We start from the raw sequence: 12,954 nt of genomic DNA on the forward strand, positions 1-12,954 counted from the left end.
TGCTGACGGGCTCACGGCTGCGGCGGATGTGCACGAGCTGCTCGCGATGCAGGCCGAGATCGCCGCCGCTCTCGCTGGCCGGTTGCAGGTCGTGGATGCGACGCAGACCTGGCAGCAGACCGGGTCGCGGGCGCAGTGGGCCTGGCTCGCCCGGCACTCCGCGACAGAGACGTCCGCGCCGATGAGCCCGGGTGAGGCGCGCCGGTGGGCGAAGCTCGCCCGCGGGTTGCGGGCGCGGCCGGCGGTGGAGCGGCTGCTGCGGTCGGCGCGGATCACCGCCGCGCACGCCTCGGTGCTGCTGACCAGCCTCGACCTGCTCGACAAGCGCGTCCTCGGGACCGCGTTGAACACCCCTGAGTGGCTGGTGGAGCAGGAGCAGGCGTTCAGCGACCTCGCGGAGCTCACCGACCCCCTCGTGCTCCAACGCGAGCTGTCGAAGCGGTTGCGCGCTCTGGCCCCGGAGCCGGCAGCGCAGGAGGACCGCGACAAGGTCACCGAGCGCAAGGCCTCCCTGACCGAGGGGTTCGCCGGGATGTGGAACCTGATCGGGACCCTCGACCCCCACAGCGGGCAGGTCCTGAAAGCAGCGTTGAGCGCGTGGCGGCGCAACGACCAGACCGCAGGCGACACCCGCACCCCGGCGCAGCGTGACGTCGACGCGCTGGTCGGGATCGCCAGCTTCTGGATGGCCCGGACGGAGACCGTGACCCGGGGCCGTGGGGTGCAGCTCGTCGTGACCGTCCCCGAAGCCCGACTCGCGGCGCACCAGAGCCAGCGCGACCTCTACGGCGTGCCGGTCACGTGCCCCGACAGCGGCGCCCGGCTCCCCGACCCGCTGACCGAACCGTTGTTCACCCGCGACGGGCAGCTCCTCCCGCACACCGACACCACCGGCACCATTGGATCCGAGGCGGCACTGCCTCCGGAGCTGCTCGGGGACCCGGTGCCACCCGCGACCTACCCCGACGGGAGCGCGGTCGCAGAGACCTCCTTGGAGATGCTGCTGTGCAACGCGACCCTCACCCGGGTCGTGCTCGACCAAGAAGGCGCTGTGCTCGACGTCGGACGGGGCAGCCGGGTCTTCACCCACCCGCAATGGCTCGCGAGCATGACCCAGTGGCAGTGGCGGTGCGCGACCGACGGCTGCCAAGCCCCCGCTGACCGCCTCGAGCTCCACCACGCCCTGTGGTGGCGCGACGGCGGCACCACCGACCTCGTCAACTGCGCCCCGCTGTGCCACGGCACCAGCAGCTGCCACGCCCGCGTCCACGACGGCGCGGCCCTGCGCCTGCGCGACGGCCGGCTCCTCGACCAACGCGGCTTCCGAACCGCCGACCACGACAGCACGCAGGCCTGGCCGCCACCCCTGCCCACGCGACCGCCGCGCCAGGCCCGCACCGCAGCAGCGGCGAGCCACCGCCTCCACACCATCCTCAGCTCCGCGGCCGCGTAACCGGGATCATCCTCTGCGAAGTGGTCTGCTTCCGCTGCCAGATGAACGCGCCTGAACCCGGATGAGTCGTTGGTCACCTACGCGAGTGATCGTTATGATCGGGCTTGTCACTGTCGCCGTGGTCCTCACAGCCGCCGGCCGCCCGTTTACTGCCATTGCGCACCTCGGGTTGGCTGCAGGGGTCGCGCTGGCAGGGCCGCCGCCGTTCGTACAGCCGACGATCAAAGCGGTGTACAACAAGATCTATCAGCTCTACGCCCTGGCCGGCGTCCTTCTACTGTTGACGCCTACCTGGCCCGCGAGTGCGGTTGCCACGGTGGCTGGGGTTCTCGCCGCCGCCGCCGGGGGTTTCTTGGCCTCGCTCATGCTGATGGGAGTACGCAAGCAGTCCCGAGCGCGAGCCGCGGGGGGCTTGCTGAGATCGCGCACGACTCGAGACCCGTGGACTTGCCGCTGGGCCGCAGGGCAAATCGGCCGCCACGAAGTGCCGGTAGCTGGTCCGCGCCTCCGCTTTAGTTAGACAGAAGGCTCGTGGCCCACTGGCCACTCGTCACCGGCAATCTCGAAGCACGTCCCGACCTGTCGATCCTCTGTCGGATGCGACTTCTGCACGACTCGCCGCCCCCTGCTGATGTAGTCGCCATCGAATAGGGGACTCAGGTCGCCGCGACTGATGGCGACCGAGTAGCCGGCGACAACGCTCATGGTGACCATGTCTCCGTACACGTCGACGACGAGACCCGGGTGGCCGGCGTACAGCCCGTCATCGGCCATCTCACTTCGGGCCAGCAGCTGCGCGCTCCCCGACCCTCATGAGGTGAACGTCCGGTCGGCGGCTGGACCCCCGAAGGGAGGTAGGTCCCGCCACGTCGGTGATCGTCAACCGTGAGAAAGTGCCCCAGCGTTGCCTCCTCCTGACGCAGGACTCGGTCAGATGTCCGCGCTCTGGTGCGGAGCGTCCACCGAGACAGCGCGTCGGACACCGGGCACACCCGTGATCAGCACGCGCTCCGCTCACTGCTCGCGCCCGATAAAGCGCGGTTCCGCGCGGTGATCACCCCGCACCCACGCCGCGAGCCAGCGGTGAGCTCGACACCTGCCGGGTCGCGCCGGCCTGGCGCCCGACCAGTAGCGTCCGCAGGCATGACCGAGCCGTGGCGGTTGCTGGCCCTGCCGCCGATGCCCAAGGACCTGCTGGAGCTGCTGTTCGGTGACGAGCGGCTCGAAGTCGTCGTGCCGGCCGAGCGGACCCAGGCCGCGGTCGAGGAACTGGTACCGACCGTGGACCTGCTGCTCGGTGACTGGACCCCGCAGCTGCGCATCACGACCCCGGGTGACCGGGTCTGCTTCGTGCAGCAGCCGAGCGTCGGCACCGACGGGATCGACCTCGCCGCGTGTGCGGCCCAGGGGGTGCCGGTCGCCAACTGCGCCGGCTCCAACAGCGTCAGCGTCGCGGAGTGGTGCGTCGGGGCGACGCTCAACGTGCTGCGCAAGACGCTGCAGGCGGACCAGGCGGTACGCCGAGGCGAGTGGCCGCAGACCGAGCTCGGCGGTCGGGAGCTGGCCGGCAGCAAGGTCGGCATCGTCGGCATGGGCCCGATCGGAGTCCTCGCCGCGCGGCTCTACACCGCCTTCGGCTGCGACGTGACCTACTGGTCGCGCAGCCAGAAGCCGGACGCGCCCGCGACCTGGCAGGGCCTCGACGAGCTGATCACCACCAGCGACGTCGTCGTGCTCGTCATCGCGCTCGGCCCCGAGACTCGCGGTCTGGTCGACCCGCGCCGGATGAAGCCCGGGTCCGTCCTCGTCCACGCCGCCCGAGGAGAGGTGCTCGTCGAGGAGGCCGTCACGGAGGCTGCAGCCACGGGCGTGCTCTTCGCGCTCGACGTCTTCTCCACCGAGCCGCTGCCGATGGGCGACCCGGTGCGCGCCCTCGACGGCGTCCTGCTCAGCCCGCACCTCGCGGGCACCTCGCAGCAGGCGGCGATGCGGATCGTGGCCCAGGCGAAGGCCAACCTGCAGCGCGCCCTCGCGGGTGAGCCCGTCCTCGATGTGGTGAACGCAGCGGATCCCGTCGTACGCCGTCGTCCTTCCTGACAGGATCGACGACGTGACCGGGGGGAGGACGCAGGTCGTCGCGCACCGTGGCTCCTCGGCGAGCCATGCGGAGCACACCCTCGCGGCCTACGAGCTCGCGATCGACGAGGGGGCCGATGCCCTGGAGTGCGACGTGCGGCTGACCCGCGACGGCGTGCTCGTCTGCGTGCACGACCGCAAGGTCGACCGCACCTCCGACGGCCGCGGAGTCGTGTCGACCCTGGAGCTGGCCGAGCTCGCGGAGCTCGACTTCGCCTCGTGGAAGAAGGCGGGCGGCGACCCGCTGCTCGAGGCCAGCTGGGAGGAGCCCGACCTCGACCGCGGCCGGGTCCTCACCCTCGAGCGGCTGCTGCAGCTCGTCGAGGGCACGAGGGTCGAGCTGCACATCGAGACCAAGCACCCCACGAGGTACGGCGGGCTCGTCGAGCGGGCGCTCGTCGACCTGCTGGAGCGCTACGGGGTGGCCCGGCCGCTGACCCGCAGCGTCAGCCCCGTCACCGTCATGTCCTTCGCGCCCACCTCGCTGCGGCGGGTGCACGCGATGGCGCCGCAGGTCCCGACCGTCTACCTCATGGACCGCGTGCCGGTGCGCTACCGCGACGGCTCGCTGCCGTCGCAGGTCTACGCCGCCGGGCCGTCGATCGAGGTGGTGCGCGCCCACCCGTCGTACGTCTCGCGGGTGCAGGCGCGCGGCCACCGCGTGCACGTCTGGACCTGCGACGAGCCGACCGACATCGACCTGGTCGTCGAGCTCGGTGTCGACGCCGTCATCAGCAACCACCCGCGACGCGCGCTGCGCCGACTCGGTCGCCTGTGAACCGCCCGGCCAGCCTCGCGCGCCGCCTCGCCGAGGTGGTCAGCACGATGAGCGCGAGCGACACCCCGGCGCTGCTGCAGCAGCTGTGTCGCGGGGCCGTGGAGCTGCTCGACGCGGACGGCTCGGGCTACTGCGTGCTCGACGGCGACCAGCTCGAGGTGGCCGCCGTCTGGCAGCTGCCCGGCTCGCTGCTCGGCCAGCGCTTCCCCTTCGCGGGTAGTGCCCTCGCCGACCTGCCGACCGGCGGCCGGGCCCTCGTCGCGGACGCCGCGGCCTACCCCTCCCTCAACGCCGAGGTCTGGACCGGGCAGGCGGGTGTGCTCGCCGTCGCGTCCACCGAGGCGGCCGGCGCGGTGACCGGTGGCCTCTACGTCTCGCTCGACGCGGGCAAGACCCTCAGCGCCGAGCAGCTCGACGTGCTCGAGCTGCTCGCCGCCCACGCCGGGGTCGCGCTGCACGACGCCGCGCGGGTCGAGGCGGCCGACCTGCAGCGCCGTCAGACCGAGCAGGCGCTCGTCGAGCTCGAGACCGCCAAGGACCTCTTCCTCGCCGTCGCCGGTCACGAGCTGCGCACGCCGCTCGCCGTTGTCCGAGGCTTCGGCGACACGCTGCTGCACCGGTGGGAGTCGCTGCCCGACGCCGACCGCCGCGCGATGGTGGCGACGATGGTCGGCCGTGCCACCGGCCTCGCGGAGCTGGTCGAGCAGCTCATGCGCGGCTCGCACGCAGGGGCTGCCGGCGTCGAGGTGGAGCTGCGCTCCTTCGACCTCGCGGCCGAGGTGCGCCGGGTCGTGTCGGGGGTGGCAGGCAGCTCGCCCGACCATCACGTCCGCGTCGACGCTCCCGACGCCGTCCCCGCGACGGGCGACCCGGCCAAGGTCGAGCCGGTCGTCGGGCAGCTCGTCGAGAACGCCGTGAAGTACTCCCCAGGGGGCGGCCCCGTCGACGTCACCGTGACGACCGAGGGCGGCCGCGCGGTCCTGCGGGTCGCTGACCGCGGCGTCGGCGTCGCCCCGGCCGACCTGCACCGCGTCTTCGACCGCTTCGTCCGCGGCGAGCCGGTCGTGCCAGGTGGGCGGCCCGGCGGCGCCGGGCTGGGCCTGTGGATCGTGCGCCGCTACGTCGAGGCCCAGGGCGGCACGGTGTCGGCAGCGCTGCGCGAGGGCGGCGGGACCGTCGTCGAGGTCAGCCTTCCCGGCTGAGCCGCTCCCCGAGCCGCCGCCCGGACAGCCATGCCGTCTCGACCCGCGGCGTGCCCCACCCGTCGCCGCACAGGCCCAGCCGGTCCGCCAACCAGAACGGCTCGTCGCGCCCTTCCGCCGGCCGCGCGAACGACCAGCGGTGCACGTGCGTCCACACCGGCTCGGGCAGGTCGAGCTGCCGCCGCAGCGCGGCGACCATCGGCGGTCCGGCCTCGACCGGGTCGCGAGGAGGAGCAGCACCAGGACGGGCCAGGGCGTACGCCGAGGCGAAGCCGCCCGTCGAGTGGGCCGTGAGCACAGCCGCCCCGTCGCCCCGGCGGGTGCCGTCGTCGGCGACCCACGACAGCACCGGGTCGTCGTGCACGAACACTCCGTCGAGGTCCCACGTGCGCGCAACAAAGCCGGCGGCGAGGACCACCACCGGCTCCCAGGCGCGGCCGGTGACGGCCTGGTGCGCCGGGGTCCCCGGCTCGAGCAGCGCCGCGGCTTGGGGGTCGGGCAGGGCGAGAACGGCAGCGTCGTACTCCTGGCCGTCGACGCTGGTGCCCCGGACCTCGCGGACCTCGGTGGACAGCCGCAGGTCGAGCGGTGCAGCGAGGTCCTCGACGAGCGAGCGCAGACCGCGCGGGCTGCCGTAGCGCAGCGGGCCCTCGCCCCGCTGACCGGCGAAGTGCTCGGTCCACGGGTGCAGCAGGCCACGCGAGAGCCAGTCGTCGACCTGCGCCTGGAAGCCCGGGTCGCGGGCGGTGAGGTAGCTCGCGCCGAGGTCGACCGGGCGGCTGTCGCGGTCGGGCAGCCGGCGCGACGCGAGCCGGCCGCCGACGACCCGGCCGCGGTCGAGCACGACCACCTCGTGGCCGTCGTCGTGCAGCTGTCGGGCGCAGGCGACGCCGGACAGCCCGGCTCCGACGACGGCGACGCGCACGCCTCGACGGTAGGCCGTGCGAGTCGGTGTCGCGACTCCGCGCCGTGGCGGCGTCGCTAGGCTCGGCCGGTCCTGTCACCGTCCCGCCCTGTCAGGGAGTCCGAGATCAGCAGCCGTCGCAAGTCCGCCCCGTCCAAGCCCCGCGAGGACCGCCGGCTGGTCACCCGGCCCTTCGCGGGCCTGCCTGCCGAGACCGAGTGGGTCGCGCTGCGCGAGGTCGTCCCGGCCGCGACCGCGCCGCTGACCGTGCGCGGCCACGAGGACCGCTCGGTGATGCTGTCCACGGTGCTGCCGCTCGCGTGGCCGGCGATGGTGCGCGCGGACGGCAAGATCTTCCTCGGGCTGCAGGTCGGCGCGCGCTCCGGTGACGCGAGCCGCGACCTCGGCTGGGCACTCTCGCTCGCGCTGGAGTCGACCCCCGGTGCCGCCATCACGCCGGCCGGCCTGCCGCCGGCCGACGCCCCCCGGCTGCAGGACCTGCTCGCCGACGACGTCCTGCAGACCACGCTGCACGACGGCTTCGACTACTGGGTCGAGGGCGCGTCGGACCCTGACGGCGAGGTTGCCGCCTCCATCGAGCGGGCCAACGCCTCGGTCGTCCCGACCGCGCGGCTCACCAGCGTCGAGAGCGCCTACTGGTGCCGGATGCGCGAGCGCTCGCACCTGCGCTGGGTGCTGCCGACCGACGAGGAGCCGACCCTCGACGCCCTCGCCCGCGTCGCCGTCGATGGCGGCCTCGGCCTCGGCGAGGGCACCCGCTACGTCGGGTCGTTCCGCGCCCACGGGCTGCTCTGCCCGGTGTGGGACCTGCCGGTGGACCTGCCGGCCGAGGCGGTCGAGGAGCCGGCCGCCGCGCTGCGCGCCCGCCTCGACGCCGCCCTCGCCGTCACCGACCCGCTCACCCCCGACGCCCGCCGCGCGCGCGCCGGTCTGCTGTCACGCCAGCTCACCCTCCGCTGACCCTGACGTCGCTGATCAACGCGAGGAACACCGCGCTTCCCAATCTCCTGAAGTGAGGCATTGCTCGCGCTGATCAGCGTTGGGGTGGTGACCGTTGCCAGCTCGCGTCCGGGTCGGTGCGCACGGCCTGCTCGCCCGGCGCCAGGTCGGCGAGCTGTCGCAGGCTCGGTGCGGCACGGACCACGTGCGCGAGGTGCACGGTCAGCAGCTCTGCGGGGACATGGCCGGGGGTTCCGCAGTGCACGGTCCAGGTGTCGGACTCGCGCGCGGCCGACAGGACCGGGTCGCCGCGCCGTACGACGTGGGTGCACGACATGACGGGATGCTCGGGCGGCTCGGCGAAGACCCAGTCCGGGTCGACGCTCACACCGCCCGTGTGGCGGAGCTGCTCGCGCCAGGCCGGAGGCTGCAGCTCGTCGAGGGCATCGGGCGCGCCGGGCTGCCACGCGAAGACCCCCGAGGTGCTGGGCCACACGACGACCAGCGCCTCCGGGCGGGCCCGGTGGAACCACCCCGCCCAGGTCACGGTGTCGGCGAGCGCGGCGTCGGCAAGTCGCTCCAGCACGACAGGTACGCCGCCAAGCACCCCCTCGAGGACGTCCCCGGCGGCGTAGCGCCGACCGGCCATCACCCGCTGGGCGACGTCGTTGAGCGCGTGGTGCATCAGCTGCGGGTCGAGCCCGGACATGAGCAGCTCGGGGTGGCCGGCGCGGTGCCCGAGACCCACGGTGTAGGCGAACGCCACCGTCTCGTGGTCCTCACCGTGGTGGGAGCTGTCACCGGCGTGGTCGTGCCCGGGGTCGCTGCAGGCGACCTCGTCGGAGACCAGCGTGACCTGCCAGCCGTGCTGCAGCACGGTGTCGATGAGCCGCCGGTCCATCGCGTCGTAGGGACCCTCGGGCCGGCACACGTGGCAGTCGCACCCTGCCGCTGCGGGCAGCGGCCCCATCCACGCGGGCTCGGACCGGTCGCGTCGTCTCCTGAGCACGCGGTCATCATGCCCGCGCGGCGGCGGTGGACCCGCCGCCGTCCACAGGCTCGGTCAGGCGGCGATGGGCTCGCGGGTGCGTGAGCGGGCCGCGAGCGTCAGCGCGAGGCCGACGAGGGCCAAGACGATGACAGCGGACTCAGACACGGCAGACAGCACCGCTCCCTCGGCCTCCCACGTCTCCTGGAAGCCCGGCTCGGGGAAACCCGGGATCGGCAGCGGCTTGTAGCGGCTGTAGACGAGCGGCCCGAGCGACACCACCCCGTAGCCGAGGGAGGCGAGCCACACCAGCGGGTCCAGTCGACCGAGCGAGCGGACGAGCGGCGTCAGGACTGCCGCTGCGAGCACGAGGCCGCCGATGCCCTGCAGGACGAACTGGCCGCGCAAGCTCAACGGACTGCCGATGTCGGCGTAGTTGGGCGAGATCTTCAGATGGACGATCGCCACGACGGCGAGGGCCAGGGCCAACAGGACACGGACACCGGTGATCACGGGCATGTGTTCGTCGTACTCCCCCCTTGCAGTTCAGTCCAGGGGGTCGCGCAGCACCGGGCAGGACATGCAACGGGGTCCACCGCGGCCCGAACCGAGCTCCGAGCCGGCGATGCGGACGACCTCGATGCCAGCCGCCTCGAGCGCGGCATTGGTGACGGTGTTTCGCTCGTAGGCGACGACCAGACCGGGCGCGATCGCGAGGGTGTTGTTGCCGTCGTCCCACTGCTCGCGCTCGGCGGTGACCGGGTCGAGGCCGGTGTCGACGGTGCGCAGCCGGTCGATCTGCATGGCCTTCGCGGCGGCGTCGAGGAAGGGCTGGGGCGCGTCGACGGCGACCCCGCCGTCGCCGTCGGAGGTGACAGTGAAGGCCATCAGGGTGTCGGCGACGGCCGGGAACATCACGACCGCGTCGACGTCGACCATCGTGCAGACGGTGTCGAGGTGCATCGTCGCGCGCTCCTGCGCGATCGGGACCGCAAGCACGGTGTGGGCGACACCGCTCGCGAAGGCGCGCAGCGCGAAGGCCTCCACCCCGGCGGGGGTGGTGCGCTGGCCGACACCGACCGCGACGACGCCCGGCGCGAGCAGCAGCACGTCGCCGCCCTCGAACCACGCCTCCTCCTTGGACCCGCCGTAGAGCAGCGGGGTCCCGGCGAAGCGCGGGTGGTGGCGCAGGATCGCGCCGGTCAGGGTGGTCTCGCGCTGCCGCGCCGGCATCGAGGGCCGGGTCACCGCGACGTGGTCGGCGACCCACACCGACGAGTCGCGGGTGAACAGCAGGTTGGGCAGAGGGGGTACGACGAAGTCGCCCGGACCCGCCATGCGCGAGACGACGCCCTCCGGTCCGGTGCGGGGCAGCTCCTCGTGGGTGAGGCCGGCGCAGAGGTGGTCGGCGAGCTCGTCGCTCGCCAGGTCGAGCAGCCAGCGGTGCAGCGACGTCGCGAGCGCGGGCCCGACGACCTGCGCGGACACCGCGGCGTGCACTGCCTCGGCCCGCGCCTCGGCGACCTCGAGCGCCTCGACGAGCAGGTCGGCGAGGTAGAGCACCTCGACGTCGCGGTCGCGCAGCGCCTGCGCGAACCCGTCGTGCTCCTCCTGGGCGCGCGACACCCAGGGCAGGCCGTCGAAGAGCAGGTCGGCGTTGTTGCGCGGCGTGAGCCGTGACAGCTCCGCGCCGGGCCGGTGGAGCAGGACGGTGCGCAGCCGTCCGGTCTCTGACGTCACGAGGTGCGGCACGGACCGAACCCTATGCGGCGACGGACTCCCCGACGAGCGAGCGGCGCACCGCCTCGAAGAAGGCGAGGTTGACCTGCGAGCGCCACCAGGCGCCCTTGACGATCCGCGGACCCCACTCGGGGCGCTCCGCGACGGTCGGGGCGATGGCCTTGTCGAGCCAGTCCTTGCCGTGGACCGGGTCGACCTCGGCGTGCTCGACGTAGAACGGGTAGGCGTCGGCGGGGGCCCCGAGCCGGTCGAAGGCCTGCAGCACCAATCGGCAGCGCGGGCCGGCCTGCAGCTCGAGCAGTCCGAGCGCGCCGAGCATCTCCGGCTGCAGCCAGCGGTTGGTCGCGAGCAGGCCACCGAGCGCCGCGCGCTCCAGCGCCTCGACCGGCATCTGGGACCGCGGGACGCGCGGCATGTCGAGCGCGGCGACGAGCCGGTCGTGCAGGACGGTGTGAACACCGTCGGGGTCGCCTTGCCCCATCTCGTCCCAGTAGTTCTTGCCGAGCTCCAGCTTGGCGCTGCCGGCGAGCCCGACCTGGCAGACCGCGACGAGGTCGTCGAAGCCGCCGTCGGGGCCGCCTTCCAGAGCGAGGAAGTCGACCAGCTCGGCCCAACCCGCGTCCTTGGCGAGCCACCGGTAGGCGTCGGGCAGCCGGTCCTTCGCGGCGATGACGCGCATCGCCTTCACGGCCTCGTCAGCGGTGGTCGTCGTACGCAGGGTCTCGGCGGTCTCCCACGCTGCCTCGAGCTCGACCAGCCACTCGGCCTCGAGCCGGGCCTTGACCGCGGCGACCTCCGGCGCGTGCTGGTGGCGCGCCGCGTCACCGACGACCTCGAGCGGGGCGGTGTGCAGGTCGTAGACGGCCAGCAGCGTGAGGAAGCGGTCGCGGCGGTCGACCGGGGTCGCACCGGTGAGCCCGGTCAGGTCGCCCGAGGCGAGCGCTCGTGCGAGCACCTGCGCGAGTGAGGTGAGCGGGGTCATGGCGTCCTCCTGGTCCGAGCACTGCGCAGCGGCGAGCAGCACTCCGCCTGTGCCCGCACCGCGGTGACTGAACCGTCACTGCTCCGTGCGGGTGACGGGCACAGACAGGGGTGTTCCGGGCGACTAGCGTGCCGGGCCTGATGGTGCGACTGCTCGCCGCCGGGGGGACCGGGACCAGTCAGCACGACCGCGCGGTCGTGCTGCGCCTGCCGCTGCGCGCCCTCGAGCCCCGCGACCTGGCGCCCGCGCCCACGGGCGCGCCGCTGCCCCGCACCCTCGATCTCGAGCCGGGCACGCTGCTGCCGTGGCTGTCGGCCGTGGCCTCGTCGGAGGACGCCTGCCTCGTCGTCGACGCCGAGGGTCGGCTCGCCGCGGTCAGCGACGCTGCTGCCGTGCTGCTCGACCTCGACGACCACCAGGTGGGGGCCCGCCTCGCCGACCTCGTCTGCGCCGTGGACTTCTCGCTCGGGGCGCGGCCCCAGCCCGACCAGCGACACAGCCTCGCCCCCCTGCAGGCGCTCGAGTCCGGACGCACCGCCCGCGCGCTGCTGCGGGTCCGCCACCGTGACGCCGCCCTCGTCACCCTCGACGTCGTGAGCTCGCCGCTGGCCCGCGGGGTCGGGTCGCTGACGTTCCTCCAGCAGGTCTAGCCGCTCACCCGCCGCGCCTGCTCCAGCACCTCGCGGACGGGACGACCCAGGGCGAGCGACGCGGCGACGACGTCGTCGTACTCCGGCATCCGGTTGACCACCTGCCCGTCGAGGCTCGCGGTCTTCACCCTGATGCGCTGCCCCTCCACGTCGACGACGGACTCGCTGCGGGCGAGCGCGGTCTTCGCGACCCGGCTCTCGCGCAGCCCGATCGTGGTGGTCTCGGTGAAGACGACCCGTCGGACCTCGGATGCGACCGCGTCGGTGCACAGCACCGACAGGGTGTGGGCCGGGCGCCCCTTCTTCATGAGGATCGGGGTGAGCCACGCGTCGGAGGCCCCGGCCGCGAGCAGTCGCCGAAGCACCTCGGGCCACAGCCGCGGGTCGAGGTCGTCGACGTTGGTCTCGAGCACCAGCGCCATCAGGTCACCGGCCGGCTCACCGGTCGGGGTGCCGAGGAGCAGGCGTACGACGTTGGGCGCCTCGGCCGGGTCGCGCCCCCCGGCGCCGGTGCCGCTCGTGGTGAGGACCATGGAGGGGAGTACGCCGAAGCCGGTGGCCGCCGCCTTCACCACCGCGAGGCCGGTCGGTGTCGCGGCCTCGTGCGGGACCGCCCCGGCGACGACGGGCACGCCGGTGGCCAGCGCCACGACGGCGGGGACGGGCACGGGGACCGGGCCGTGGGCGGTGCGGGCGGTGCCGCTGCCCAGCGCGACGGGGGAGCAGGTGAGCGCGTCGAGCCCGAGGGCCGTCAGTCCCGCCGCCGCGCCGACGACGTCGGCGATCGCGTCGAGAGCGCCGACCTCGTGGAAGTGCACGTCGTCGGGGTGGGTGCCGTGGACCGCTGCCTCGGCCTCGGCGAGCAGCGTGAAAGCCCGGGTCGCGAGGGCGCGCACGGGCGGGTCGAGGTCGGCCGCGTCGAGCAGGGCCCGGACGTCGACCCAGCTGCGGGAGGTCGCGCTGTCGGCGACCTCGACGTGGACACGCGTCGCGGCCAGCCCGCCGCGGGTGACCTGCTCGACCCGTAGCGCGACCGGCTCGGGGCTCACCGCGTCGACGGCCCGCTGCAGGACCGCGACGTCGACGCCCGCGCCGACGAGGGCGCCGAGCAGCATGTCGCCCGACACCCCGGCGGAGCAGTCGAGCCAGCCGATCACGGGG

12 protein-coding genes are annotated in these 12,954 nt (G+C 73.7%); 6 read left to right on the top strand and 6 right to left on the bottom strand.

Annotated features, from left to right (window positions below; translation table 11 throughout):
* From Q8R60_13970 to Q8R60_13985, 4 genes are all read left to right on the top strand, one after another.
* Nucleotides 1-1,453 (top strand): DUF222 domain-containing protein (locus Q8R60_13970; protein MDP3713578.1); only part of this gene is annotated, 1,453 nt, incomplete at its 5' end.
* Nucleotides 1,454-2,596: 1,143 nt separating this feature from the next.
* Nucleotides 2,597-3,550: an NAD(P)-dependent oxidoreductase gene (locus Q8R60_13975; GenBank protein ID MDP3713579.1), complete on the top strand. Its 954-nt coding sequence runs from the start codon at nucleotides 2,597-2,599 to the stop codon at nucleotides 3,548-3,550.
* A 13-nt stretch (nucleotides 3,551-3,563) separates the two neighbouring features.
* Nucleotides 3,564-4,367 (top strand): glycerophosphodiester phosphodiesterase family protein, encoded by an 804-nt coding sequence (locus Q8R60_13980; protein ID MDP3713580.1) that lies wholly within the window; start codon nucleotides 3,564-3,566, stop codon nucleotides 4,365-4,367.
* Nucleotides 4,364-5,569, top strand: coding sequence for an ATP-binding protein (locus Q8R60_13985; GenBank protein MDP3713581.1), 1,206 nt, complete (start codon nucleotides 4,364-4,366; stop codon nucleotides 5,567-5,569). The genes Q8R60_13980 and Q8R60_13985 overlap by 4 nt, the downstream gene beginning before the upstream one ends.
* Here Q8R60_13985 and Q8R60_13990 read toward each other — a convergent pair.
* Nucleotides 5,553-6,494 carry an FAD-dependent oxidoreductase gene (locus tag Q8R60_13990; protein MDP3713582.1) on the bottom strand — a complete coding sequence of 314 codons (942 nt, stop codon included), beginning with the start codon at nucleotides 6,492-6,494 and terminating at the stop codon, nucleotides 5,553-5,555. The two genes, Q8R60_13985 and Q8R60_13990, sit on opposite strands and share 17 nt — an antisense overlap.
* A gap of 180 nt (nucleotides 6,495-6,674) precedes the next feature.
* Here Q8R60_13990 and Q8R60_13995 point away from each other — a divergent pair, with 180 nt between their 5' ends.
* Entirely contained in the window at nucleotides 6,675-7,454 is a 780-nt protein-coding gene (locus Q8R60_13995) for a DUF5926 family protein (protein MDP3713583.1), read from the top strand.
* A 73-nt stretch (nucleotides 7,455-7,527) separates the two neighbouring features.
* Here the strand turns inward: Q8R60_13995 and Q8R60_14000 are convergent, their stop codons facing one another.
* The 4 genes from Q8R60_14000 to Q8R60_14015 are packed head-to-tail and all read right to left on the bottom strand — an operon-like array spanning nucleotide 7,528 to nucleotide 11,143.
* Nucleotides 7,528-8,442, bottom strand: coding sequence for a DUF4262 domain-containing protein (locus tag Q8R60_14000; GenBank protein MDP3713584.1), 915 nt, complete (start codon nucleotides 8,440-8,442; stop codon nucleotides 7,528-7,530).
* Nucleotides 8,443-8,496: 54 nt separating this feature from the next.
* A complete protein-coding gene (locus tag Q8R60_14005) occupies nucleotides 8,497-8,940 on the bottom strand; it encodes a hypothetical protein (protein MDP3713585.1) in 444 nt (147 codons plus the stop codon).
* 27 nt (nucleotides 8,941-8,967) lie between these two features.
* Nucleotides 8,968-10,173 carry an arginine deiminase gene (locus tag Q8R60_14010; protein MDP3713586.1) on the bottom strand — a complete coding sequence of 402 codons (1,206 nt, stop codon included), beginning with the start codon at nucleotides 10,171-10,173 and terminating at the stop codon, nucleotides 8,968-8,970.
* Nucleotides 10,174-10,183: 10 nt separating this feature from the next.
* Entirely contained in the window at nucleotides 10,184-11,143 is a 960-nt protein-coding gene (locus Q8R60_14015; protein ID MDP3713587.1) for an iron-containing redox enzyme family protein, read from the bottom strand.
* Between the two features lie 140 nt (nucleotides 11,144-11,283).
* On the opposite strand from Q8R60_14015, the gene Q8R60_14020 reads away from it, so the two are divergent.
* Nucleotides 11,284-11,793, top strand: a complete 510-nt coding sequence (locus Q8R60_14020; GenBank protein MDP3713588.1) for a hypothetical protein — start codon at nucleotides 11,284-11,286, stop codon at nucleotides 11,791-11,793.
* On the opposite strand, the gene larC is transcribed toward Q8R60_14020, so the two are convergent.
* Nucleotides 11,790-12,950: a nickel pincer cofactor biosynthesis protein LarC gene (gene larC / locus Q8R60_14025; GenBank protein MDP3713589.1), complete on the bottom strand. Its 1,161-nt coding sequence runs from the start codon at nucleotides 12,948-12,950 to the stop codon at nucleotides 11,790-11,792. The genes Q8R60_14020 and larC overlap by 4 nt on opposite strands.
* Nucleotides 12,951-12,954 lie beyond the last annotated feature (4 nt).

This window comes from Mycobacteriales bacterium (genome assembly GCA_030697205.1).
Taxonomy (GTDB): Bacteria; Actinomycetota; Actinomycetes; order Mycobacteriales; family SCTD01; genus JAUYQP01.

What these genes read in the sequence shown, in the direction of transcription:
- Q8R60_14020 (MDP3713588.1), top strand. Translation starts at nt 11,284, where the DNA reads ATGGTGCGACTGCTCGCCGCCGGGGGGACCGGGACCAGTCAGCACGAC.
- Q8R60_14005 (MDP3713585.1), bottom strand. Translation starts at nt 8,940, where the DNA reads ATGCCCGTGATCACCGGTGTCCGTGTCCTGTTGGCCCTGGCCCTCGCC.
- Q8R60_13975 (MDP3713579.1), top strand. Translation starts at nt 2,597, where the DNA reads ATGACCGAGCCGTGGCGGTTGCTGGCCCTGCCGCCGATGCCCAAGGAC.
- Q8R60_14015 (MDP3713587.1), bottom strand. Translation starts at nt 11,143, where the DNA reads ATGACCCCGCTCACCTCACTCGCGCAGGTGCTCGCACGAGCGCTCGCC.